A 22,257-nucleotide genomic window follows, 5' to 3' on the forward strand; every position below is an offset into this window, starting at 1 on the left:
ATAGATAAAAACCAGCTAATACCCCCCGATATATTGTATTAGGGAGGAATGTCGGATGACGGAGCGAGATAGACTGAATGAGGTTATTCGGAAAAAACAAGGAGAATTATATCAGTTGGTCGAGCAAAAAGAATCTTTAACTGACAGAGAAGTTTATGACAAAAGCTGTGAACTGGACCGACTTGTGGTAGAATATATGAAAATGCAAAAGATGTCGTTATGATAAGTTTTACCCTCAAGAGGCCGACATGAATTTGCGCCTTCTTTTTTTGCAAGATGAGAGGAGGCCGGGATAATGGATCCAGTAGCTTTTGAACTAGGGCCTTTTACTGTACGCTGGTATGGTCTTTTAATGAGTACCGCCATAGCTTTAGGTACCTATCTGGCCTATCGTCAAGCGGAGAGAGATAGGGTGAATCCAGAACATATTTTAAACCTGGTGCTGGTGACAGTACCCTTTGCTCTTATTGGTGCGCGGATTTACTACGTAATTTTCCGTTGGGATTTTTATCGCCAGCAGCCAGAGGAAATTATTGCCATCTGGCATGGTGGATTGGCTATCCATGGGGCGCTCATTGCGGGAACAATAGCTGCCTATTTGTATATACGCAAGAACAGGCTTAATTTTTGGCAGATGGCGGATATAGTTGCTCCCAGCATTGTTTTGGGGCAGGCTATCGGCCGGTGGGGGAATTTTTTTAACCAGGAGGCGTACGGCTATCCGACTAACCTGCCCTGGGCGATGTATATAGCAGGGGAGTACCGTCACCCGACCTTTTTATATGAATCTTTGTGGGATTTGGCTGTGTTTGTCTTTCTGCTCTGGCTGAGGAAAAGGCAGGGTGTTTATAAAGGCGATATTTTCCTCAGTTATTTAGGCTTGTATTCATTAGGCAGGTTTATTATTGAAGGTTTTCGTACGGACAGTTTGATGTTAGGCCCATTGCGGATGGCCCAGGTTATAAGTGTGGTTTTCATATTTGTTTCTGCCGTAATTTTATATCGCCGTCACCTGTTGCCGTCGGACAAACGGAATAAGTGAGAATAAATTTTCGACGCCCCTCGCCATAGTTTTTCGGCAATAACCTTTAACCTTTAATTTGTCCGCTGAGGTGTATTAAATACAACCAAAAAAAAGAAAGGATAGACCTTCTTCGCGAAAGTCTATCCTTTTATTCTTTCCACTATATCAGCGAAAAATTATTTTCCTAGCCCAGAATCTCCTCAACTTCTTCTTTATCTACGTCCATAATGTAGCGGATACCGCTTATTTCGGCGGCTTCCCGGGTAAGGGCCGCTATGTCGTCGCGAGTAATGCTGGCCAGATTGAACTTTCTGGCACCGCACATAAACTGGCGCAGTCCTTGCTTGAGACGCTCAAAGTAGGTGTAAACGCCGATGGCCCCGGTGGGCAGACGGTCAAAATCTTTACCGAAGCGCTGCCGCAGCTCACTGGCAGTAATGAATATTTGGTCGATGGTTTCGCCATAGCGTTTGTACAGGTTGGGGATCTTACCTTCTTTTACCGCATTTCCTATCGTTTTTCCTACGTGGGCAGCCGTTACCGGAGCCCTAGCCATACCAATAATTTTAACGTAAGGAGCTCCTAAAGCGAAAGCCTTGAACATTTGATCTTCCAGGGTAATTCCTCCAGCTATGGCAATGTCCGGGATATAGGCTCCTTTAGCTTTCAGTCTTTCGCAGTACTGCCACAGCAGCGATTCAATCTCAACCGTGGGAATACCCCACTCGTTCATCATCCGCCACGGGCTCATTCCGGTACCACCGCCGGCTCCATCAACGGTAAGCAAGTCGATCCTGGCATCAGAAGCAAACTTTAAGGCGCGCGCCAGGTCGGCGGGACGGTAAGCACCTGTTTTTAAGAAAATATACTTGGCTCCGGCTTTCCGCAGTTCTTCTACGCGGGCATGGAAGCTTTCTTCAGTAACCATGCCGATACGGGAATGTCTTTCAAATTCTTTAAAAGCACCGGCTTTGAAAGCTTCCTGCACCACAGGGTCTTCCGGATCGGGCAATACGATGTAACCGCGGCTTTTCAGTTGCAGAGCTCTTTCCAGGGTATTTAGCTTAACTTCTCCGCCTATATTTTTGGCACCCTGACCCCATTTGAGCTCAACTGCTTCTACACCCAGTTTTTCAATAGCATATTCCTGCACGCCCAAACGCGTATCTTCTACGTTTGCTTGTACCGCAATAATTCCGTAACCATCATACCAGTCCTGGAAAGCCTTAACTCTGGCCTCCAGATTAGGTGAATGGACTACCCGACCGTTTTTAATCTCTACATTGGGGTCCATGCCGCAGACGTTTTCTCCCACTACGATCATGGCTCCGGAAATGGCGGCTCCTGTAGCCAGTCCGTCCCAGTTGTTGGCCGCTACATTAGTGGATCCCATAGCAGCAATAACAATTGGCGTCTTTAATTTAATTTTATTCTCGGCGCCAATCTCCTGATCCAAATTAACCGCCGGGAATATAGCTTTGTCGCTGTCGGCTTCAATTCCAACAGCTCCTACGGCCGTACCCATAATGTTAAAATGAGAAAAATCAATGGGATAATCTTTCTCCGAGGCCGAAGTAGTGGTGCCGAAAGGCTGAGGATAAAGCATTTCTTTGCCGCGGAAAGCAGACTTTCCTACTTCGCAGGTCCCGGTGCAGCCATCCAAGCAGGTAGCGCAAAGACCGCTGAAAGGTGAAACCGAATTGGGAGTCCTGCTCTTGCTCAATGTAGCATCCGTCCGATTTAATTTACTAAAAGTCATTTTCTACCATCCTCCTACATTCTTTTCTCTTGCATTACTCATATAATTCCTCTGGTTTTAGTTTAACCCGCCGAACCGACCAACAATTACCGCTTCTAGTTTATCATGCCCCCTTTCCCAAAAAGAAAAAGACGCACTCAATCCCCTAAGGTGAAGATTGAGGGCGTCGTTGCCCAATAATCACAATTATTATTATAAAAAAATTTAGAACTAGTTCAATAATTATGTTAAAAGAATATTGTATACTTATTCAGCTGGTTTCTACTCTTTGGATCTAACAACCCTACCTTTTTCATAAGCTACAATTATGGATTGAGCAATCTGCCGCATGGAAGTGCGTTTGTTCATACTTTCTTTTTGGATTTTCTTAAAGGCTTCCGCTTCAGACAAATCTAAAACCTCCATCAGGATGCCCTTAGCCCGTTCTACAAGCTTTCTGGTTTCCAGAGTTTCTTTCAACCGGTGGATTTCTCTTTCTAAAGACAACATTCTTCTATAATTGGCAATAGCGATTTCAATGGCAGGAAACAGATTGGCTTCGTTAACCGGCTTTACCAGATAGGCAAAAACCCAAGAGTCTTTAGCCTGTTGTACAATATCCTTATGATTATATGCTGTTAAGAGGAGGACCGGTGCTACCCGGTCCTCCTCAATAATTTTAGCTACTTCAAGCCCGTCTTTAACTGGAAGGCGCGCATCCAGTATAGCCAGGTCGGGATGCATGCTTTTGATGGCTTTCAGGGCACTAAGACCGTCTCCTGCTTCAGCTACAATTATATAGCCGGCTTTAGTAAGCATCTCTTTTAAATTCTTGCGAAAGGCGGGATCGGCGTCGGCCAAAACGATACGGGACCCGAACATGGTTGCCCCCCTGATGGTGGAAAAATAGACAGTAACAGTAACTCTTTATAATTGTACTGCTTGTACTACAATTGTGCAACATGTCTACTCTTGTCAGTTCGTGGTATGCGTAAAATTTGTCCCGGGTAGATTAAATCATGGGTTAAAGAATTGGCAGCGCGAAGTTCTTCTACACGGAGATTGAATTTGCGTGCTATTTTCCACAAGGAATCTCCCGGGCGTACGGTATAGTTGAAATAAGCAGAGGAAGTAGAGTCGACAGGTCTTTCCTTGCCGGTGATAATTGTTACCGGCGTACCTATTTTGACCAGGGGAAACAATTCTTCAATATCTTTGTTATACATGCGAATGCAGCCATTGGAAGCTGCAGTCCCTATAGTCCAGGGATGAGGGGTGCCATGGATCCCGTAGGGGCCGTTCGGGATGCTGAGCTCTAACCATCGGGTGCCTAAAATTCCACCGGGGTTGATTATTTTTCTGGTTATGGTGTACTTTCCCGTTGGGGTGGGAGTTTGCGGCTTACCTATCGCTACCGGATAACTTTTTACTAACTGTCCGTGGCGGCAAAAATAGAGCCTTCTCTGGGCCAGGTTAACCAGAAGGTCCTCCATTTTTACTCCCTCCTGTTGGCCAGTCGAGGTTGAATTCTGGCCGGGTGAACAAAAAGGATTTTTTGCTGCTTTATGTAATATATCTATATTATATTAATATGTTCTGAGTACCTGTTGCTTGGAAGGAGAGCATATTTCTTGACTGGTTTAACTGTTCCTGCCTATGCTAAAATTAACTTAACGCTAGACGTTTTGGGCAAAAGAGAAGACAATTACCATGAAGTATCGATGATACTCCAAAGCATCAACCTGCGGGATTTAGTAACGGTCTCCCGTTCCGGAAAGGGTATTACCATTGATAGCAACACCGCTGCCATTCCCGCGGATTATGATAATCTGGCCTATAGAGCAGCCCTTTTGCTGAAGGAACGCACGGGGTTTACGGAAGGAATTCATATCTACATTGAAAAAAATATTCCCGTGGCTGCCGGCCTGGGCGGTGGCAGTGCCGACGCGGCGGCCACCTTGATAGGTATTAATTATCTACTTGGACTAGGGCTAACGCCGGGAGAATTGATCTGTCTGGGAAAACAGTTGGGGGCCGATGTACCTTTTTGTATACTAGGGGGAACGGCCCTTGTGGAAGGCATTGGAGAAAAGCTAACTATTCTTCCCAAGGCGCCGACCCTTTGGCTGGTGCTGGCCAAGCCGGAATTTGGGGTTTCTACAGCTGAAGTCTATCGCCGGTTTGATAAAAATAAGGTAACTGAACGGCCGGATAACGCTGCGGCTGTGGAAGCGCTTGCCCGAGAAGATATGGAACTGCTGGTGGCCAACATGGTTAATGTATTGGAAACTGTAACCCTGGAGCATTATCCCGAGGTTGCCCGGATCAAAGACAGAATGCTTTCGCTGGGAGCCATGCGGGCGGTTATGTGTGGCAGCGGACCTACAGTTATGGGGGTTTTTGGCGGGCAAAAGGAAGCAGAGCAGGCATATGTTTTGCTAAAGGAAGAATACCCGGAAGTGTTTTTGACTCGAACCCGCTGAGGGAGAAGGAATTATACTGGTAGAGGGGGAAAAAGAGTGACTAAAAGGTTGTCACCCATCAAGTTGGAAAACTACAAACCACTGAGGGAAATTGTATTCGAAACCTTAAGAGAAGCCATTATTAACGGCACCTTAAAACCGGGAGAAAGGCTAATGGAAGTCCAGTTGGCGGAAGAAATGGGTGTCAGCCGGACTCCGGTGCGGGAGGCTATTCGCAAACTGGAACTGGAAGGCTTTGTGGTGATGGTACCGCGGAAGGGTGCCTATGTGGCCGGGATTTCTATCAAAGATATAGCCGATGTCTTTGAGATCAGAGCGGCTTTAGAATCTCTAGCCGCCGGTCTCGCGGCCGAAAGGATTACGGAGGAAGAACTGGAGGAACTGGAACGCCTTTTGGTGCAGGTTGCTGAATGTACAGAAAGTAATGACTTGGAAAAATTGATAGAAATAGATACCCGGTTTCATGATATCCTTTATAAAGCCAGTCGCAATGAGCGCCTGGTACAGATAATAAGCAATTTGCGAGAACAAATACAGAGATTTCGCTCCACTTCGTTAGCCTTTCCCGGACGTATGAAAGAGACTTTGGAGGAGCATAAAAAGATAGTAGAGGCCCTATCGGAAAGAAATGTCGCCTTAGCTCAGGCCCTTGCCGCAGAGCATATTGAAAACGCGGAAAACAGCATGTTGGAGGCCCTCCGGGAAGGAAATATTTCCCGAGAAAGAAATTCTATAACTGAATAATTTTAGTTAAAGCGAGGCATGGGAGTATGAAGATAGATGCCGTTGTTCTGGCCGGAAATATTGGAGGTAGTAAACTGGCCGAGTGCAGCGAAACGGAAAGTGAAGCGTTAATAGAAATTGGTAATCGCTTCATGGTTGATTACGTGGTGGCTGCGCTTAAAAAATCTTCTAAAATAGGAAGGATTATAGTAGTAGGACCGGTGGTCGAGCTGACTGAGCTTTATAAAGAGGAGCCGGATATCACCGTAGTTTCTCCCGGTAAAACAGCTGTCGAAACTTTAAAGAAGGGCGTAAGAGCTTTGAATGCCGAGGGGATGGTACTGGTAGCCACCTGTGACATTCCCCTGATAACGGCGGAAGCTATAGATGACTTCCTGTCCCTTTGTGAAAAGAGACCGGGAGCCGACCTTTATTACCCGATTGTGGCCAAGGAAAGTAACGAAAAACAGTTTCCTGGCGTTAAGCGAACTTATGTGAAATTGAAAGAAGGAACATTCACGGGAGGCAACCTCTTCCTCGTTAACTCCCGGATCATAGAGCCTTGCTCCGCGAAGGCGGAGGAGATAGTTAGTTTACGAAAAAAACCACTCGCCTTATGCCGGTTAATAGGTCCCGGATTTGTATTGAAGTTTTTGCTCAAGCGCTTGTCAATCAAAGATGCCGAAGAACATTTTTCTAAATTATTGGGTATAAAAGGCGTCGGCGTTATCTCTTCTTATCCCGAAGTAGGCATCGACGTAGACAAGCCCAGCGACCTGGAGCTGGTGAGAAAAGTTTTGATTTCTTGAAAACAAACACAATAATACTAATTAAATTGTAAATCAATGTGATGACCGAAATCGTCTCAGCCCCAGAGGCAGGGGACGATTTTTTTAGGAAATGGGGAAATCCTGTTCTATCGACTACATCTGCTGGTGAGAAATCTTTTCCGTCAGTCATCCCTCTATTGGTTCCTCCGTGATATTAAGGTGGTAGCGGGAAGGGTATGCGGCATGTTTCGAATTAGGGTTATAGTTCTTTTGTTTTTAACTTTCAGTTTTCTATTTGGCCGTTTGATGACTGTTTATGCAAGCGATGTTAAACTACTGATACAAAAAGATGATTATCGGTTGGCGAAATACGAGCCGGTTGAAGGAATATATCTGGGAGCCTACGTTTTTCAAGATGCAGTTATTAATGGTGATATGGCCAAATTTAATTAATGAATTGACCGGCAAGAAGCATGCTTCATTTTTTTATTATGTAGGGTATGGGCAGCCGTTTCCTGAGAAGTGGATTGAAGAAGTGAAGTCTGTTGGGGCCATACCTCATATAGCATGGGAGCCCAATGATGGCTTGGATGTTGTTAAAGACGACGAGTATTTGAGAACTTTCGCCAGGAGGTTACGTGAAACTGAAGTACCTGTTTTTCTGAGATTTGCATCTGAAATGAATGGGGCATGGACGGCCTATACGGGTGATCCTGAAAAGTATGTTGAAAAATGGAGATTAGTTCATGATGTGATGGAAGAAGAAGCGCCTAATGTAATTATGGTATGGACGGTGTTTACGTTTCCGCAGTCTAATATACTGGATTACTATCCTGGCGATGATTATGTGGATTGGGTAGGAGTTAATATTTACAATGTGGTGTACCACAACAATGATACCAGGCAAAAAGCCGCTCACGAGGATCCACTGGAATTGCTTGATTTTGTTTACAATAATTTTAGGAACGTTGTTTGGGGTGGAAATTGATGGGTGAGCTGGAAATAGTAAGTTTGCACCATATTCACAAAGCTTTAGAGGAATTAAAGCCGGTTATACACCGTACTCCGCTGGATTTTTCGGCTACGTTCAGCAAGTTGACCGGATACAATGTATTTTTGAAAGCGGAAAATTTGCAGAAAACTGGCTCTTTTAAAATTCGGGGGGCTTACAATAAGATTCAAATGTTATCTCCGGAGGAGAAAAAGAAGGGCGTGGTAGCGGCTTCGGCGGGAAACCATGCGCAAGGCGTGGCCTTTGCCGCCTCCAGGGCCGGCATTCCCTCAACCGTAGTTATGCCCCAGTGGGCTCCTTTGTCCAAAATAATGGCGACCAGGGACTACGGGGCTAGAGTTGTATTGGCGGGAGAGAATTACGATGAAGCTTATCTGGAGGCCAGAAGCATTCAAGATAAAACAGGAGCAGTATTTATTCATGCTTTTGATGACCCGGCGGTCATAGCCGGCCAGGGTACGGTGGGGTTGGAAATTGTGGAGCAGTTACCTGATCTGGATGCGTTAGTAGTTCCAGTAGGAGGGGGAGGACTTATTGCGGGAATTGCAACGGCAGTTAAGAGTCTCCGGCCCGAAGTTGAAGTTTTTGGAGTGCAGGCTGCAAGGGTTGCTCCCGTTTTTGCCCGGTGGAAAGAAGGGAAGTTTTCAACAGAGGATACGGTAGGAACTATTGCGGATGGTATAGCGGTTAAGAGGCCGGGAGAAATAACGCTACCGCTAATTGAGCGGCTGGTTGATGATATAGTAGCGGTGGAGGACGAGATGATAGCCCAGACCATCCTCATGCTGATGGAGCGGTCGAAGTTAATTGTGGAAGGGGCGGGCGCAGCGGCTTTAGCGGCTATGTTGGCCGGAAAGGTAAGACCGAAAAGGAAAAATGTGGTGGTAATAATCAGTGGCGGGAATATTGACGTAAATATGGTTTCTAAAATTATTGAACGGGGCTTGGTTAAAACGGGGCGATTGGCTCAACTGCGTACCTGGTTGGAAGACCGCCCGGGCGCACTGCAAAAACTGCTATCGGTGGTTGCTTCTACCAGGGCGAATGTTATTTCAGTCACTCACGACCGGATCAAACCGGCTGTTCCCCTCACCCGGGCAGAGGTGACGCTGCGTTTGGAAACTAAGGATACGGAGCACATTGCCCAGATAATTAAAGCTCTTCAGGAGAAAGGATATAAGGTTAAAGAGTTACCTTAAAATTTTCAACAAATGAATAATTTGGCAAAATATGTGTTAAAATTTAAGAAAACTGGCAGGATTTTATATAAGAAGAGCGAATAGGGCATTTGTCAGCCGTTGGCTAGCCTGGAAGAAGGGTGGTGAGGAAAAGTTGCAAATCACCGATGTTCGTATCCGGAAGATAAACCCTGAAGGAAAAATGAGGGCAATTGTATCGGTAACTTTTGACAACGAGTTTGTGGTCCATGACGTTAAAGTAGTTGAGGGTCCGAAGGGGTTATTTGTGGCTATGCCCAGCCGGAGAACTCCTGCCGGTGAATTCCGGGACATAGCGCATCCGATCAATTCTAGTACCCGGGAACTTATTCAAGAGGCGGTCCTTAAGGCTTATAAAGAAGCTATTTAAGGAACCATTAATTTCTGAAGTGTCTCAGCCTCATATTTGTGAAGAGGAGCTCCGGCTCCTTTGCTTTTTGCTTAAATAAAAACTCTGAAAAGGGATTATATACGGTGAAGGAGAAAATATAATATTTTGTACAGAAAACTGTTCCTGAGGGGGCCTTGGGAGAATATGGTTTCAGCAGTGGTTTTGGCGGCAGGTAAGGGAAAGCGGATGCGTTCCCGGTTACCTAAGGTGCTCCACAAGGTGGCTGGAAAGTACATGGTAGAGCATGTGCTTGAGGCCCTCCGGGGTGCCGGAGTGAAAAACATTATCCTGGTTTTGGGGCATGAGGCTGAATTGGTGAAAGAAAAAGTTGCTCGGGATGTGGAAGTTGCTTACCAGCGGGAGCAGTTGGGGACGGGGCATGCAGTAATGCAGGCCAAGGCTTTACTTCCCGGTGACGGAGAGGACGTCCTGGTGGTATGCGGGGATACTCCTCTCCTCACTGCCCAGACTCTCAAGGAGCTTATCGAGAGGCATCAGGAAAACCGGGCCGCGGTTACAATTTTGACTTCGATCTTGCCTGATCCTACCGGATACGGGCGAATTGTTCGCGGGCCGGATGGGAAAGTGATTAGGATAGTTGAGGAAAAGGATGCTACCCCAGAAGAAAGGGAAATCAGGGAGATCAATACAGGCACTTACTGTTTCCGCCAGGAAGAACTTTTATCAGCGTTGGAAGAGATTCGTCCGGATAACGCGCAGGGTGAGTATTATCTGACCGATACCATAGACATTTTAATCCGGCGAGGGTTGACGGTAGAGGCCGTTCAGGGATCGGCGGAAGAAACCTTAGGCATAAACAACCGCGTTCAACTGGCTGAAGCGGAAAAGATTCTCCGCAAAAGGATTAACTGCGCCTTGATGGAAGCAGGTGTAACCATATTGGACCCCGACAGCACTTTTATTGACGCCGGGGTGGAGATAGGCCAGGATACGGTTATTCTACCCTTTACCTTTATTCAGGGGAATACTTATATCGGGAGTGGTTGTACGATTGGACCGGGGGTTACGGTCAGAGACAGCCGGGTAGGCGACAATGTTTCTCTTCAGTATTCAGTGGTTACGGAAAGTGAAATTGGAGACGGTTGCTCCGTTGGCCCCTATGCTTATTTGCGGCCGGGCACCGTGTTGGCGCCTAACGTTAAGATAGGCGATTTTGTGGAGGTTAAGAATTCGCGCATTGGAGCGGGCAGCAAAGTACCACACCTGTCTTACATCGGGGACGCAACTATTGGAACAGGAGTGAACATAGGTGCCGGAACAATTACCTGTAACTATGATGGAGAGAAAAAATGGCCTACTAAGATCGGTGATGGAGCATTTATCGGCAGCAATACCAATCTGGTAGCGCCGGTCGAGGTTGGGGAGGATGCCATGGTTGGAGCAGGGTCAACTATAACTAGAGACGTGCCCGCTGGTGATCTGGCTATATGTCGGGGCAAGCAGATCAATTTGAAGGGGTATGCCAGGAAAAAAAGGGGAAAAAGCAAGAACAATGACAGAAAATAATGGTTTTTTCCTGGCCAGGAAGGAAAATGGGTCAATAGCTCGAAATCATAAAGGGATTTTTTATACAGGAGGTACATCCTTGAGATGGGTTTGTTTAGCGGCAAATTGAAAATTTTTACGGCAAATGCTAATCCCGGCCTGGCCCAGGAAATAGCCGAATATTTAGGATTGAATCTAGGAGCGGCCAAGGTAACCCGTTTCAGCGATGGAGAGATCAGTATTGCCATCGATGAGAGTGTCAGGGGCGCAGACGTTTTTGTAATTCAGCCTACCTGCCATCCGGTCAATGAGAATATTATGGAGCTTCTCATTATGATTGATGCATTGCGGCGGGCTTCGGCGCGGCGCATTACGGCTGTTATTCCGTATTACGGTTATGCCCGTCAGGAAAGAAAAACAAGGGCGCGGGATCCGATTTCAGCCAAGCTGGTAGCCAACCTTATCACCGCGGCAGGTGCCCGGAGGATAGTGGCGATGGATCTGCACGCCAGCGCTATTCAGGGTTTCTTTGACATTCCATTCGACCATCTTCCGGGTGTACCTATCTTGGCTGAATACTACGCGAATAAAAAGCTGGATGACGTAGTTGTGGTGTCGCCGGATTTAGGCGGGGTTACTCGTGCCCGGTCTTTGGCGGAACGCCTGGGAGCGGAGATAGCTATTATCGATAAGAGGCGTCCTGCCCCCAATGTGGCGGAAATAATGAATATTATCGGTAACGTTAAAGGGAAAAACGTAATTATGACCGATGATATAATTGATACGGCGGGTACTATCACGCAGGGAGCCGAAGCTCTGAAGGAGCGGGGAGCCAAAGAGATTTTTGCCTGCTGTACCCACCCGGTTCTTTCGGGACCGGCCATCGAAAGACTGGAAAAGTCGGTAATATCTGAGGTCGTAGTTACCAATACTATTCCACTGCCGCCGGAAAAACAGATACCGAAAATAAAATGCCTGTCGGTTGCTCCTTTACTGGGAGAAGCCATAATTCGCATTCACGAAGATTTGTCGGTAAGCAAATTGTTTGATTAGACAGGCTGGTCTTCCTTGGTTGTTCTGGCTTCCTCGTCTTCGGGCAGTGAATTTTTCCTGGCAGTCAGCGGATAGACGGAGTTGGTTATTTCCTCTTCTTCAGCGGCCAGTTTTTCTAGAGATTTGCTTAACATGTGACCCCATTTTTTGGTATTTTGTACGGTAGTATCCCATACCTTGGTACCGGTTTCTCGAAAAGCTTTGACCTTTTCCTGCCAGGAGCCTTCGCTTTTTTGGAGGTGAGTGGCGGCTTCTTCCGCTACGACTACGGCGTTTTTACCCATAGTAAGGACGTGGTTTCGGCTAAGATAGGCCTTTCCCTTAAGCCAATTACTGATAAGACTCCCGCTGATCTCCAGAGTTTCTATTTGGCCTGTATCTGGGTGGCAGGTAAACTCGTTAACTACCCCGAAAACTTTTCCTTTTTCGGATATAACTTTTGCTCCTATCGGTGTAGGATGCTTCAGAAGTTTGTACAATTCCGGGTACAGGGCTGCTCTAACGATGACGTTTTTCTCTTCAACGGTAATAGCATGATCGCCAATTCCGTGTATTTTGTTAAAAGGAATTAACTTATGCTCTTTGAACCTGCCTTTTTGTTCTACCAGCAGGGCACTGATGGCCATGGCTTTGGGATCTACGATGACATCACGAACTTTTCCTATCTGTTCCCCTTCTTTGATGCTGATAATGGGCAGAGATATTAACTGTTTGCGGTATTTACGCATCTGCATTCACCATCCTAAATGGTTGACCTAGTTATAATTATTCACATATTTAACTGGTTATGCTAAAATTAGGTTATAATATGCGGACGAGGGGTGAGGTGTTAATGGAAGCAGTTCAGTTAGAAGCGAAAATTAGGGAAGGAAAAGGCAAGGGCTTTGCTAAAAGGCTGCGCCGTGCTAAATTTATTCCCGCTGTTCTCTATGGAAAAAAGATAGGTAACATCCCGATTCAGGTTGGCGAGCGCGATATGGAGAAGTTGCTCAGCGATTTTGGTCGGAGCGTTTTGGTAAAGCTGAAGGTAAACGATGGTGACCAAAGCGGAGAATATGACACTCTTATCCGCGAAATCCAGCGACACCCTCTTCGCGGAGATCTGCTTCACGTAGATTTCTATCAAATTTCTTTGCAGGAAAAACTAGAGGTAGAGGTTCCTATTCACCTTGTGGGAGAAGCAGTTGGAGTAAGCAAGGGAGGCATATTGCAACACGGTATCAGCGAACTGGAAATAAGATGTTTACCGACGCAGATACCCGAGGCGATTGAGGTAGATGTCAGCAACTTGGATATTGGCGATAGCTTGAGTGTTGCCGATTTGAAACTGGATGATGATATAGAGATACTCTCAGAACCTGACTCCATTATTGCAACGGTAGTAGCACCGCGACTGGAGACAGAAGAAGATAAGGAAGCCGAAGAAGCTACCGAAGCAGCGTCACCTGCGGAAGAATAAAAATGAAGCTCCCGGCTCGCCGGGAGTTTTTGTACTTTTGGAGAGATGAAAGAGTAGGGGTGGAGATGGATGAAGCTGATAGTCGGCTTGGGCAACCCGGGTGTCGAATATGAAACAACTAGGCATAACGTCGGTTTTATGGTGGTGGATTTACTGGCGGAAGAAATAGGAGCTAAAATTAAGCAAAAAAAATTTAATGCCCTGGTGGGTGAAGTTTTTCTAGGGACAGAGAAGGTTGTGCTGGCTAAACCACAAACGTTTATGAACCTGAGCGGGGAAGCAGTGGGCCCTCTCGTCCAGGCTTACTGCCTTGAGCCTTCGCAAGTAGTTGTAGTTTATGATGATTTGGATTTGGAAGTGGGGCAGTTACGCATAAGAGGGAAGGGAAGCGCCGGGGGGCATAAAGGCATGGCCTCCGTAATTAGAGCCTTAGGTACGGATGAAATTCCGCGATTGCGAATTGGTATTGGACGACCGGAGGATACGAAAAGCGTTGTAGACTACGTTTTAAGCCCTTTCCCCGAAGGAGAATGGTCGGTTATGCGGGAGGTTTTGCCCGTGGCAGTAGAAGCTTTGAAATTCTTAATCACCGAAGGCGACCTGGAAAAAGCGATGAGCCTTTATAACCATAGAAAAGCATAAAATTATAGATTTTTGGAAAGTGGAAATAGTATAAAACAGGTAAATCATAAGGAGACAGAAGAGTATGTTTATTATAGCCGGTTTACTGGCGGCAGTATTGGGTTGGGCGGCAAATAACGCTTTGTTTCAACTGCAAGGTAAAAAAGCGGTGGAAATATTCATTCCGGTGATTGAAGAAACTCTTAAGTCCTCGATAGCCTGGCTGTTGGGAGCTTCTCTGGTTCTGACCCATGCGGTTTTTGGAGCGGTTGAAGCTTTATACGACTTGCATGCGGGAAGAACCGGTAACCGAGTGGCAGCCGTAGGCAGTTTCCTAGCCCACGTGTTATTTGGAGCTATTACATGGATGGCCAAAGAAAAGACTGGCTATCTATTAGTGGGAATTTTTGCGGCAGTGTTTGTGCACCTTCTTTGGAACGGGGGAGTGTTTCGGCTAACATCGTGAATAGCTTGATGGGAGGCGAGTTTTTGAAATATAATGAAGAGTGTTGTTTAAGCGAAATGGGGGTCCCCCCTGGGGCGTCCATTATTTGGCTTTGGAACAGTAATTTTACAACAAGCATGGGGTGAAAAGGGTGCTCCTGCAAGGGCTAATTCAGTTGCTACAAAAGGATAAGGAATTCCAGGTTTTACTAAGCACTATCCGTAAAGGGGTTTCCCCCCAAGTGGTCTATGGATTGCCGGATTCGGCAAAAGTCTATTTTCTGGCGACTATGATTAACAACCTGTCCCTGCCGGTCTTGGTTATAACTCCGGACGAGGATACTGCTAAAAGGTGGGTTTCAGACTTATCCTTGTTCATATCTGAGGAAGAGGTAAGCTATTTCCCACCGCGGGAAATCTTGCCCTATGAAGTTTACGCCTATAGCCAGGATTTGCTGATCCAGCGGTTGACAGTATTGCAGAAAATAGTTTGTGGCGCAACCAAGTGCGTAGTTGTCCCCGCCAGCGCGCTTTCCACGCGGTTGGTGCCGAAGAATATTTTTGCCCAGAGCTTGATTTCTTTAAGGTTGGGAGAAACATTAGATCTTACTGAGCTAGTTGAAACTTTGGTCCAGCTGGGTTACGAGCGGGTTGATCCGGTAGAGGTGCCAGGCCAGTTTTCGGTGCGGGGAGGCATTGTCGATGTTTTCAGCCCGACTTCGAAGCAACCGGTACGTATTGAGTTTTTTGGCGACACTATTGATTCTTTACGACTGTTTGATGTTGATACCCAGCGATCCAATATTTCGGTAGAGGAAATAACTATCTCTCCTGCCCGAGAGTTTATATTGCTGCCGGAAGCCGTCGAGCGTTCGGTGCCCGTGATTGAGAAAGAGTTGGAAGAATCAGTGCAAAAGTTGATGAAGCTGGGAAAAGGCAAGTCGGCAGCCAGGTTGCAGGAAAAGATCCGCAATTTGCTGGAAAAGCTTAAGAACGGGGTTTGGGAAGAAAGCATGGAACAATTAATCAGTTTTTTCTATTCGGAAGAACTATTGTTCCAGTATTTCCCGCGTGAACCCTTAATAGTCATAGATGAAGTCTTGCGATTGGAAGAAACCATGAAACGTTTGGATTTGGAAAGAGCCTCTGTTTATGCGGATCTCATGGAGGAAGGAGAGCTTCTTCCTTCCCAAACCCGGAATTATGTCGAATACCGGCGGTTAATGGATATAGTGGAACGATATCCGCAAATTTATTTTTCACTACTTCCTCAAAATGTAAGGACAGGCGGCGTAAAGCAGACCTTTACGGTTTCGGCTAAGTCCGTTCCGTCTTTTTCCGGCAAAGTTTCTCTGCTGGTAGAAGAATTGAAAAGCTGGCGCAACCGGGGGTACCGGATGGTCTTTTTGACCTCTGGAGACAGCCGGCAGGAAAAACTTCGGGAATATCTATGGGAACAAGATATAGAGGCTCTTAAGCCGTCAGAAGGGGTAATGATTCCTGTAGAGAGGAAGGTACTAATCTGTTCAGGGGTCCTCAGCGCAGGATTCGAACTACCCCACCTGAAGCTTGTGGTTCTGACTGATGCCGAATTGTTTGGCCAACAGAAACGGCCTGCTGCTCGTAGAACCTATAAAAAGGGCGCTGTCGACGGTATTTCACTGACTACCCTAAAAGAGGGAGATTACGTGGTCCACGTACAGCATGGCATTGCCCGCTACCTAGGTATCCAGCAGGTGAAGGTTGGTGGCGTTGTTAAAGATTATTTTGTTTTACAGTATGCTGGGGATGACCGTCTGTACGTGCCGACAGACCAGGCCAAATTAATACACAAATACTCGGGTGCCGAAGGACACGTACCCCGGCTGAATCGTTTAGGTGGTAATGACTGGACTAAAGTAAAAAGCAAGGTCAAAAGATCAGTAGAGGATATGGCCCGCGAATTGCTGGAATTATACGCCGCCCGGCAAACGGTGGAAGGATATGCTTTTTCACCCGATTCGGTCTGGCAGAAAGAGTTTGAAGAAGCTTTTCCTTATCAAGAAACGCCGGATCAATTACGGGCCATTGAAGAAGTAAAAAGAGATATGATGCAACCGAAGCCTATGGACCGGCTGTTATGCGGAGATGTAGGTTATGGGAAAACGGAAGTGGCAATGCGAGCAGCTTTTAAAGCTGTTTTAGATGGAAAACAAGTTGCTGTTTTGGTACCTACTACCATTTTAGCTCAACAGCATTATTATACCTTTAAAGAACGATTTTCTTCATACCCCGTGAATATTGCGGTCTTGAGTCGTTTCCGGACTCCTAAAGAGCAGCGAAAAACGATCAAGGAGCTTAGACAGGGATTAGTAGATATTGTAATTGGCACTCACCGGCTTTTATCAGAGGATGTGACGTTTAAAGATTTAGGATTGTTGATAATTGATGAGGAACAGCGGTTTGGTGTTGCCCATAAAGAAAAACTTAAAAAGTTACGCCAGAATGTAGATGTCTTAACTTTATCGGCGACACCTATTCCGCGAACGCTCCATATGTCGTTGGCCGGCGTGCGGGACATGAGCGTTATAGAAACACCTCCGGAAGACCGTTACCCGGTACAAACGTATGTAGTTGAATATACCCCTCAATTAATTCAGAATGCTATTCGGCGGGAGTTGGAGAGAAAAGGCCAGGTTTATTTTGTGCATAACCGGGTGTCGGATATAGAGCAAGTGGCTGAAAATTTGCAAAAATTGGTACCGGAAGCGCGTATAGCTATAGCTCATGGGCAGATGAAAGAAGACAATTTAGAGGAGATTATGATGGAATTTATGGAGGGGAAATATGATGTTTTGGTTTGCACAACTATTATAGAAAACGGCCTGGATATAGGCAATGTAAATACTCTCATCGTAGATGAAGCTGATCGTTTTGGGCTTGCCCAGCTTTATCAGCTAAGAGGAAGGGTGGGGAGAACCAACCGCTTGGCTTTTGCCTATTTTACTTATCGCAAAGATAAAATACTAAATAGCGACGCAGAAAAGCGATTGAATGCAATTCGGGAGTTTACAGAGTTTGGAGCAGGTCTTAAGCTGGCGTTGCGGGACTTGGAAATTAGGGGGGCGGGGAATATCCTGGGGCCTGAACAGCACGGACACCTGCTGGCAGTAGGATTTGACCTTTACATGCAGCTTCTGGAGGAGGCGGTCCGGAAACTAAAAGGCGTTGAAGTAGTTGAAGAGAAGAAAACAGATCCGTCCATTGAGTTGAATGTGAATGCCTATATTCCCAATGAATATATTGAAGACACGGGGGTGAAGATGGAATTTTACCGCCGGTTGACTATGGTACAAGAACCGGTTGAGGTGGAGGAGATTGCCCAAGACCTTAAAGACCGTTACGGAAACTGGCCTCCGGTGGTTGAGAATCTTTTGACCATTACCCGGATCAAGGCTTTGGCTCGTAAAATCGGGATAGAAAAGGTGGTACAGCAAGGGAAGTCGGTGATTATAAATTTTGCGGGTGAAACTTATCTTAAAGGACCAAAGTTGATGGAGTTGGCCGGATTTTTCCCGGGTCAGCTCAGCTTTTCCAGTGCGGGTGGACTTTCTATCAGGTTGCGATTAGCCAACCTTAACCAGCAGGAAATTTTAAAGACTCTTTCCAAATTGTTATATACCCTAAATAGCTTGCACCCGGAAGAACAAGCTGATATAATTAACTAAAATTAACTAATTTTAGGATAGGAAGGTTGGGAGAGAGTGCACAGAAGAATACTTTTGATTGGCGCTTTAATAATGGTTGTTATCTTCGCGGTTAGCGGATGCGGCAAAAGCAATGTTGTTGCTACTGTTAACGGGGAACAGATCACCCGGGATGAGCTGGACGAACGGGTAGAAAAGCTCAAGGGCATGTCTGGACATCAGGGGGCCAGTTTAGAAGGTGAAGCGGGCGAAAAATTTATAGCAGCATTAGAAAAGCAGGCGCTGGACCAACTGATTCAGGAGTTATTGATTTTTCAAGAAGCCAAAAAGCAGGGGATAAATATAGAGACGTCGCAAATAGACGAGCATTTGGCCAAGATTAAGAGCCAGTTTCCCAGCGAAGAGATGTTCCAGCAGCTTTTGGCGCAACAGAACTTAACGGAAGAAGATCTGAGACACTATATTCTGTTCCAGTTGACAGAAGATGCCCTGTATAAGGCTGTTACTGGAGACGTAAGTGTGAGTGAGGAAGAAGTCAAAGATTATTTTGAAAAGAATAAAGAAGATTTGGTTTCTGTCAAAGTCAGCCATATTTTAATTAAGGCTCAAGAGGGACAGGTTAGCGAAGAAGAACTGGCCAAGGCCGAAGAGAAAGCCAAGGAAATTATTGAGGAACTCAATAACGGAGCTGATTTTGCAGAACTGGCCAAGAGCAAGTCTGAAGATGAGAAATCTAAAGAGGCTGGCGGCTTGATAGATATATACTTTACCAGAAACGATACTAGGCTGGTTAGGGAATTTGTGGAAGGGGCTTTCCTTTTAGCCGAGGAAGGAGATTTTAGTAAAGAACCGGTGCAGAGCCCCTATGGGTATCACATCATAAAACTGGAAGATAAGAAAGATACTTTAGAAGAATTGGAAGGGGATATTGAAACTCGTCTTTTGGCCCAAAAGAAAAATGAAGTATTCAACGAGTTTTATGAGAAGTTGCAGAAAGAGGCGGAAATAGAGAAAAATTTAGAGTAAGTCGAAGAAGTTCCTGGTCAGACTGATGTAACCAGGAACTTTTTTGTTAGCTCAATGGAAAATAATGAATAATTGCACTTAAAGCGCTATATACTAAGAGTGAAAAACAGGTAAACGTTTCAACTTCATGTTTTTTTAAGAAGGAGGGAAAACGGGTAATGAAGGCAACAGGGATCGTACGGCGAATTGATGATCTGGGTAGAGTAGTTATTCCTAAAGAGATACGCAGAACCTTAAGGATTCGAGAAGGAGACCCGTTGGAAATTTTTGTAGATCGTGAAGGAGAAGTGATTTTGAAAAAATACTCTCCTATCGGTGAGTTAGGTGATTTTGCTAAAGAATATGCAGATTCACTGTATGAAGCAATAGGGCATATCGCGTTGATAGCTGATCGGGACAACATCATTGCTGTAGCGGGTGCGTCGAAAAAAGAGTTTTTGAACAAGCCTATCGGGGCTGCGGTTGAAAAAGTTATGGAGGACCGTAAAGCGGTAATTATTAATGACCCTGGCGAGCATGCTTATTGTCGCGGGTGCCTAATCGAAAACGAAGAGGATAGTTGTAAGTTTACAGCGGAGGTTATAGCACCCATTATTGCCGAGGGGGATCCCATTGGGGCTGTTATCTTATGTTCCAGAGATCCTAACGTTAAAATGGGAGAAATGGAACTGAAACTGGCGGAAACGGCAGCAGGCTTTTTGGCCAAACAAATGGAACAATAAACAGTGGCGCTTAGCGCCGCTTTTTTTGTTATGTAATGCCCCTTGCTAACCTTTGGTGTTGCTGTTAAAATGAGGGCGAAAGTTAAGAACGGGTAGTTTGAGGAGGTAAAAATGAAAAAAGTAATCCAAGTTGTTGGATTGGGACCGGGAGCACCTGAACAGCTTCCGCTAGGAGTACTTAAGATATTAAGAAGCGGCGCCGAAGTTTTCCTACGTACGGAAAAACATCCTACGGTGAATTTTTTGCGCCAAGAAGGAATTCCTTTTTCCACTTTCGATTATTTGTATGAAACTAAAAAAACTTTCGAGGAGATTTATTCTTCTATTGTCTCCTTGCTGCTGGAACGAGTCCTGGTAGTATCGGCAGGCGAGATTGTTTATGCCGTACCGGGTAATCCTCTCGTGGCCGAAAAATCGGTCGAACTCCTCATGCAGGAAGCGCGCCGGAAGAAAATTGAAGTGTTCGTGACCCCAGCAATGGGTTTTGTAGAGGCAGTTTGTTCGGCTCTAAAAATCGACCCTATAGGAGGTATAAAAGTTTTAGACGGCTTGGCTTTGAAACCGCAAGATCTGGATCCTACGAGCGGCCTGCTTATTGCTCAGGTATACAGCCGGCACGTAGCCTCAGAGGTCAAACTAACTCTTATGGAAGTATTTTCAGATGAATGCAGGATTAAGGTGGTTAAGGCAGCGGGGATTCCAGGAGATGAAAAAATAGAGGAGATTCCGTTGTATGAATTGGACAGGCTGCCGTGGATTGACTATCTCACTACGGTGTATGTTCCCCCTGCTCGGGAAAAAATAAAACCCAGAACTGTTTATCCCTTAGATTCTTTGGTGGAAGTTATGGCCCGTCTGCGTAGTGAGGACGGTTGTCCCTGGGATCGAGCCCAGACACACGAATCTCTTAAACGCTATTTAATTGAGGAAACTTACGAAGTTATAGAGGCTATCGAAGAAGAGAATATGCATAAATTATGTGAGGAATTGGGAGACTTACTACTGCAAATAGTTTTCCATACCCAACTGGCGACGGAAAGAGATTTTTTTGATATTAATGATGTTATCAGAGGAATTGTAGCTAAGATGATTCGCCGGCATCCCCACGTTTTTGGAGATGTGAAGGCGGACACTCCTGATGAAGTAAGACGCAACTGGGAAAATATCAAACAGGAAGAACGTGGCCCAGAAAAAAATAATTTTATCCTTAATGTTCCCCGAGGATTACCGGCATTAATAAGGGCAGAGAAGGTACAAAATAAGGCGGCAAAAGTGGGTTTTGATTGGCCCGACGTAGAAGGGGTGTGGAAAAAGATTGAGGAAGAAATAGAAGAATTTAAGGAAGCTATAAATAGCGGCGACCGGAAGAAGATTTATCATGAACTCGGTGATCTCTTATTTGCGGTAGTTAACGCCGCCCGTTTCTTGGCGGTTGATCCTGAGGAAGCTCTGCATAGTACTACCAAGCGTTTCATCCAGCGGTTTTCCTACATGGAGGAACAAGCCCGCCGGCGAGGGAAAAGGCTTGAGAACATGACTCTGGAGGAAATGGATGCCCTTTGGGAAGAAGCCAAGCGAAATCAGGGATTCAGCACAAAAAATTCCCATAAAATATTGGTTTGAAAGCAGGAGATTGTTATAAATTGGCGAATATTGCTAAACGAAAACTAATTTTTACAGGAGGGATTGAGTTGAACAAAACAGAACTTGTCAGCAGCGTTGCAGAAAAAACCGATCTAACTAAAAAAGATGCAGAAAAAGTGGTTAATGCAGTTTTAGGGAGTATCGAAGAAGCGCTCTCCAGAGGTGAAAAGGTACAATTGGTTGGTTTTGGTACCTTCGAAGTTAGGGATAGAGCTGCACGTACCGGCCGCAATCCTCAGACTGGTGAAGAAATTCAAATACCCGCCACACGGGTTCCTGTCTTTAAGGCTGGTAAAGCTTTAAAAGAAGCTGTGGCCAAGTGAAATATAGGAAAATTAAAGTGCGGAAGTCGGGTTCGTATTTAGCGAACCTGATTTTTTTCTTCAGGAGGTTTTAGGAAAATATGCGTTTGGACAAATTTCTTAAATGCTCCCGCCTAATAAAGAGGCGGACTTTGGCTAAGGAATTTTGCGCTGCCGGCAGGGTGCAACTGAACGGCAAGGTTGCCAAGCCCGGGGCGGCAGTTAAAGAGGGCGATATTCTGCTAATTGATTATGGCACCAGGAAATTAAAAGTGGAGGTTTTGTCTACTTCGCCGCTGGATAAAAAGGATAGCGCCGGCCAGGCTTACCGTATAATAGACTAACAAATTTTGTTACTTATAACTCATCTTTGACAGTTAATCTTCAAAATCAATGACCCGACAACCGGAAACCCTTGAAATGACTGGGTTGCATT

General features: G+C 45.7%; 24 protein-coding genes. 20 read left to right on the forward strand and 4 right to left on the reverse strand.

Features of this window, described 5'->3' with window-relative positions:
- The first annotated feature begins 55 nt into the window (after positions 1 to 55).
- Both KKC1_RS03640 and lgt read left to right on the forward strand, forming a co-directional pair.
- Positions 56 to 223, forward strand: coding sequence for an aspartyl-phosphate phosphatase Spo0E family protein (locus KKC1_RS03640; RefSeq protein WP_088553148.1), 168 nt, complete (start codon positions 56 to 58; stop codon positions 221 to 223).
- 72 nt (positions 224 to 295) lie between these two features.
- Positions 296 to 1,042: a prolipoprotein diacylglyceryl transferase gene (lgt, locus tag KKC1_RS03645; RefSeq protein WP_088553149.1), complete on the forward strand. Its 747-nt coding sequence runs from the start codon at positions 296 to 298 to the stop codon at positions 1,040 to 1,042.
- A 166-nt stretch (positions 1,043 to 1,208) separates the two neighbouring features.
- Here lgt and KKC1_RS03650 read toward each other — a convergent pair whose 3' ends face one another.
- The 3 genes from KKC1_RS03650 to KKC1_RS16685 all read right to left on the reverse strand — a co-directional run bounded on the left by KKC1_RS03650 (position 1,209) and on the right by KKC1_RS16685 (position 4,255).
- Complete coding sequence (locus tag KKC1_RS03650; RefSeq protein ID WP_088553150.1) at positions 1,209 to 2,783, reverse strand: FMN-binding glutamate synthase family protein; 1,575 nt, start codon at positions 2,781 to 2,783, stop codon at positions 1,209 to 1,211.
- A gap of 261 nt (positions 2,784 to 3,044) precedes the next feature.
- Positions 3,045 to 3,644, reverse strand: coding sequence for an ANTAR domain-containing response regulator (locus KKC1_RS03655; protein ID WP_088553151.1), 600 nt, complete (start codon positions 3,642 to 3,644; stop codon positions 3,045 to 3,047).
- A 65-nt stretch (positions 3,645 to 3,709) separates the two neighbouring features.
- The gene (locus KKC1_RS16685; protein WP_088553152.1) at positions 3,710 to 4,255 is read right to left on the reverse strand and encodes a L,D-transpeptidase family protein; all 546 of its coding nucleotides are present in this window, start codon (positions 4,253 to 4,255) and stop codon (positions 3,710 to 3,712) included.
- A gap of 138 nt (positions 4,256 to 4,393) precedes the next feature.
- Between KKC1_RS16685 and ispE the strand changes: the two genes are divergently transcribed.
- The 9 genes from ispE to KKC1_RS03700 all read left to right on the forward strand — a co-directional run bounded on the left by ispE (position 4,394) and on the right by KKC1_RS03700 (position 11,917).
- Positions 4,394 to 5,245 (forward strand): 4-(cytidine 5'-diphospho)-2-C-methyl-D-erythritol kinase, encoded by an 852-nt coding sequence (ispE, locus tag KKC1_RS03665; protein WP_088553153.1) that lies wholly within the window; start codon positions 4,394 to 4,396, stop codon positions 5,243 to 5,245.
- A gap of 36 nt (positions 5,246 to 5,281) precedes the next feature.
- Positions 5,282 to 5,989, forward strand: a complete 708-nt coding sequence (locus tag KKC1_RS03670; protein WP_192868062.1) for a GntR family transcriptional regulator — start codon at positions 5,282 to 5,284, stop codon at positions 5,987 to 5,989.
- A 26-nt stretch (positions 5,990 to 6,015) separates the two neighbouring features.
- Positions 6,016 to 6,777 carry a nucleotidyltransferase family protein gene (locus tag KKC1_RS03675; protein WP_088553154.1) on the forward strand — a complete coding sequence of 254 codons (762 nt, stop codon included), beginning with the start codon at positions 6,016 to 6,018 and terminating at the stop codon, positions 6,775 to 6,777.
- Positions 6,778 to 6,981: 204 nt separating this feature from the next.
- A complete protein-coding gene (locus KKC1_RS16690) occupies positions 6,982 to 7,191 on the forward strand; it encodes a hypothetical protein (protein ID WP_238134182.1) in 210 nt (69 codons plus the stop codon).
- On the forward strand, positions 7,154 to 7,726 hold the full coding sequence (locus tag KKC1_RS03680; protein ID WP_238134183.1) for a glycosyl hydrolase: 573 nt from the start codon (positions 7,154 to 7,156) through the stop codon (positions 7,724 to 7,726). Before KKC1_RS16690 ends, KKC1_RS03680 begins: the two co-directional genes overlap by 38 nt.
- On the forward strand, positions 7,726 to 8,949 hold the full coding sequence (gene ilvA, locus KKC1_RS03685) for a threonine ammonia-lyase (protein ID WP_088553155.1): 1,224 nt from the start codon (positions 7,726 to 7,728) through the stop codon (positions 8,947 to 8,949). Before KKC1_RS03680 ends, ilvA begins: the two co-directional genes overlap by 1 nt.
- A 133-nt stretch (positions 8,950 to 9,082) precedes the next feature.
- On the forward strand, positions 9,083 to 9,337 hold the full coding sequence (spoVG, locus tag KKC1_RS03690; RefSeq protein ID WP_088553156.1) for a septation regulator SpoVG: 255 nt from the start codon (positions 9,083 to 9,085) through the stop codon (positions 9,335 to 9,337).
- A 165-nt stretch (positions 9,338 to 9,502) separates the two neighbouring features.
- A complete protein-coding gene (glmU, locus tag KKC1_RS03695; RefSeq protein ID WP_088553157.1) occupies positions 9,503 to 10,885 on the forward strand; it encodes a bifunctional UDP-N-acetylglucosamine diphosphorylase/glucosamine-1-phosphate N-acetyltransferase GlmU in 1,383 nt (460 codons plus the stop codon).
- Between the two features lie 84 nt (positions 10,886 to 10,969).
- Complete coding sequence (locus tag KKC1_RS03700; protein WP_088553158.1) at positions 10,970 to 11,917, forward strand: ribose-phosphate diphosphokinase; 948 nt, start codon at positions 10,970 to 10,972, stop codon at positions 11,915 to 11,917.
- On the opposite strand, the gene KKC1_RS03705 is transcribed toward KKC1_RS03700, so the two are convergent.
- A complete protein-coding gene (locus KKC1_RS03705) occupies positions 11,914 to 12,645 on the reverse strand; it encodes a PRC-barrel domain-containing protein (RefSeq protein ID WP_192868063.1) in 732 nt (243 codons plus the stop codon). The genes KKC1_RS03700 and KKC1_RS03705 overlap by 4 nt on opposite strands.
- A gap of 104 nt (positions 12,646 to 12,749) precedes the next feature.
- Between KKC1_RS03705 and KKC1_RS03710 the strand changes: the two genes are divergently transcribed.
- From KKC1_RS03710 to KKC1_RS03750, 9 genes are all read left to right on the forward strand, one after another.
- Complete coding sequence (locus KKC1_RS03710) at positions 12,750 to 13,376, forward strand: 50S ribosomal protein L25/general stress protein Ctc (RefSeq protein WP_192868064.1); 627 nt, start codon at positions 12,750 to 12,752, stop codon at positions 13,374 to 13,376.
- 69 nt (positions 13,377 to 13,445) lie between these two features.
- Positions 13,446 to 14,018 (forward strand): aminoacyl-tRNA hydrolase, encoded by a 573-nt coding sequence (pth, locus tag KKC1_RS03715; protein WP_088553161.1) that lies wholly within the window; start codon positions 13,446 to 13,448, stop codon positions 14,016 to 14,018.
- Between the two features lie 64 nt (positions 14,019 to 14,082).
- The gene (locus tag KKC1_RS03720) at positions 14,083 to 14,463 is read left to right on the forward strand and encodes a hypothetical protein (RefSeq protein WP_088553162.1); all 381 of its coding nucleotides are present in this window, start codon (positions 14,083 to 14,085) and stop codon (positions 14,461 to 14,463) included.
- Positions 14,464 to 14,593: 130 nt separating this feature from the next.
- Positions 14,594 to 18,148 carry a transcription-repair coupling factor gene (mfd, locus tag KKC1_RS03725; RefSeq protein ID WP_202819932.1) on the forward strand — a complete coding sequence of 1,185 codons (3,555 nt, stop codon included), beginning with the start codon at positions 14,594 to 14,596 and terminating at the stop codon, positions 18,146 to 18,148.
- Positions 18,149 to 18,184: 36 nt separating this feature from the next.
- Entirely contained in the window at positions 18,185 to 19,153 is a 969-nt protein-coding gene (locus KKC1_RS03730; protein WP_088553163.1) for a peptidylprolyl isomerase, read from the forward strand.
- A gap of 158 nt (positions 19,154 to 19,311) precedes the next feature.
- Positions 19,312 to 19,875, forward strand: coding sequence for a stage V sporulation protein T (gene spoVT, locus KKC1_RS03735; protein ID WP_088553164.1), 564 nt, complete (start codon positions 19,312 to 19,314; stop codon positions 19,873 to 19,875).
- A gap of 111 nt (positions 19,876 to 19,986) precedes the next feature.
- Complete coding sequence (gene yabN / locus KKC1_RS03740) at positions 19,987 to 21,498, forward strand: bifunctional methyltransferase/pyrophosphohydrolase YabN (protein ID WP_088553165.1); 1,512 nt, start codon at positions 19,987 to 19,989, stop codon at positions 21,496 to 21,498.
- 68 nt (positions 21,499 to 21,566) lie between these two features.
- Positions 21,567 to 21,842 (forward strand): HU family DNA-binding protein, encoded by a 276-nt coding sequence (locus tag KKC1_RS03745; protein ID WP_088553174.1) that lies wholly within the window; start codon positions 21,567 to 21,569, stop codon positions 21,840 to 21,842.
- An 80-nt stretch (positions 21,843 to 21,922) separates the two neighbouring features.
- Positions 21,923 to 22,165, forward strand: a complete 243-nt coding sequence (locus KKC1_RS03750) for an RNA-binding S4 domain-containing protein (RefSeq protein ID WP_088553166.1) — start codon at positions 21,923 to 21,925, stop codon at positions 22,163 to 22,165.
- Positions 22,166 to 22,257: the final 92 nt, after the last annotated feature.

Origin of the sequence: Calderihabitans maritimus (assembly GCF_002207765.1) — a bacterium.
Taxonomy (GTDB): domain Bacteria; phylum Bacillota; class KKC1; order Calderihabitantales; family Calderihabitantaceae; genus Calderihabitans; species Calderihabitans maritimus.

Coding starts and splice junctions, on each gene's coding strand:
- KKC1_RS03640 (WP_088553148.1), top strand. CDS start 56: ATGACGGAGCGAGATAGACTGAATGAGGTTATTCGGAAAAAACAAGGA.
- lgt (WP_088553149.1), top strand. CDS start 296: ATGGATCCAGTAGCTTTTGAACTAGGGCCTTTTACTGTACGCTGGTAT.
- KKC1_RS03650 (WP_088553150.1), bottom strand. CDS start 2,783: ATGACTTTTAGTAAATTAAATCGGACGGATGCTACATTGAGCAAGAGC.
- KKC1_RS03655 (WP_088553151.1), bottom strand. CDS start 3,644: ATGTTCGGGTCCCGTATCGTTTTGGCCGACGCCGATCCCGCCTTTCGC.
- KKC1_RS16685 (WP_088553152.1), bottom strand. CDS start 4,255: ATGGAGGACCTTCTGGTTAACCTGGCCCAGAGAAGGCTCTATTTTTGC.
- KKC1_RS03675 (WP_088553154.1), top strand. CDS start 6,016: ATGAAGATAGATGCCGTTGTTCTGGCCGGAAATATTGGAGGTAGTAAA.
- KKC1_RS16690 (WP_238134182.1), top strand. CDS start 6,982: ATGTTTCGAATTAGGGTTATAGTTCTTTTGTTTTTAACTTTCAGTTTT.
- KKC1_RS03680 (WP_238134183.1), top strand. CDS start 7,154: ATGCAGTTATTAATGGTGATATGGCCAAATTTAATTAATGAATTGACC.
- ilvA (WP_088553155.1), top strand. CDS start 7,726: ATGGGTGAGCTGGAAATAGTAAGTTTGCACCATATTCACAAAGCTTTA.
- glmU (WP_088553157.1), top strand. CDS start 9,503: ATGGTTTCAGCAGTGGTTTTGGCGGCAGGTAAGGGAAAGCGGATGCGT.
- KKC1_RS03700 (WP_088553158.1), top strand. CDS start 10,970: ATGGGTTTGTTTAGCGGCAAATTGAAAATTTTTACGGCAAATGCTAAT.
- KKC1_RS03705 (WP_192868063.1), bottom strand. CDS start 12,645: ATGCGTAAATACCGCAAACAGTTAATATCTCTGCCCATTATCAGCATC.
- KKC1_RS03710 (WP_192868064.1), top strand. CDS start 12,750: ATGGAAGCAGTTCAGTTAGAAGCGAAAATTAGGGAAGGAAAAGGCAAG.
- pth (WP_088553161.1), top strand. CDS start 13,446: ATGAAGCTGATAGTCGGCTTGGGCAACCCGGGTGTCGAATATGAAACA.
- KKC1_RS03720 (WP_088553162.1), top strand. CDS start 14,083: ATGTTTATTATAGCCGGTTTACTGGCGGCAGTATTGGGTTGGGCGGCA.
- spoVT (WP_088553164.1), top strand. CDS start 19,312: ATGAAGGCAACAGGGATCGTACGGCGAATTGATGATCTGGGTAGAGTA.
- yabN (WP_088553165.1), top strand. CDS start 19,987: ATGAAAAAAGTAATCCAAGTTGTTGGATTGGGACCGGGAGCACCTGAA.
- KKC1_RS03750 (WP_088553166.1), top strand. CDS start 21,923: ATGCGTTTGGACAAATTTCTTAAATGCTCCCGCCTAATAAAGAGGCGG.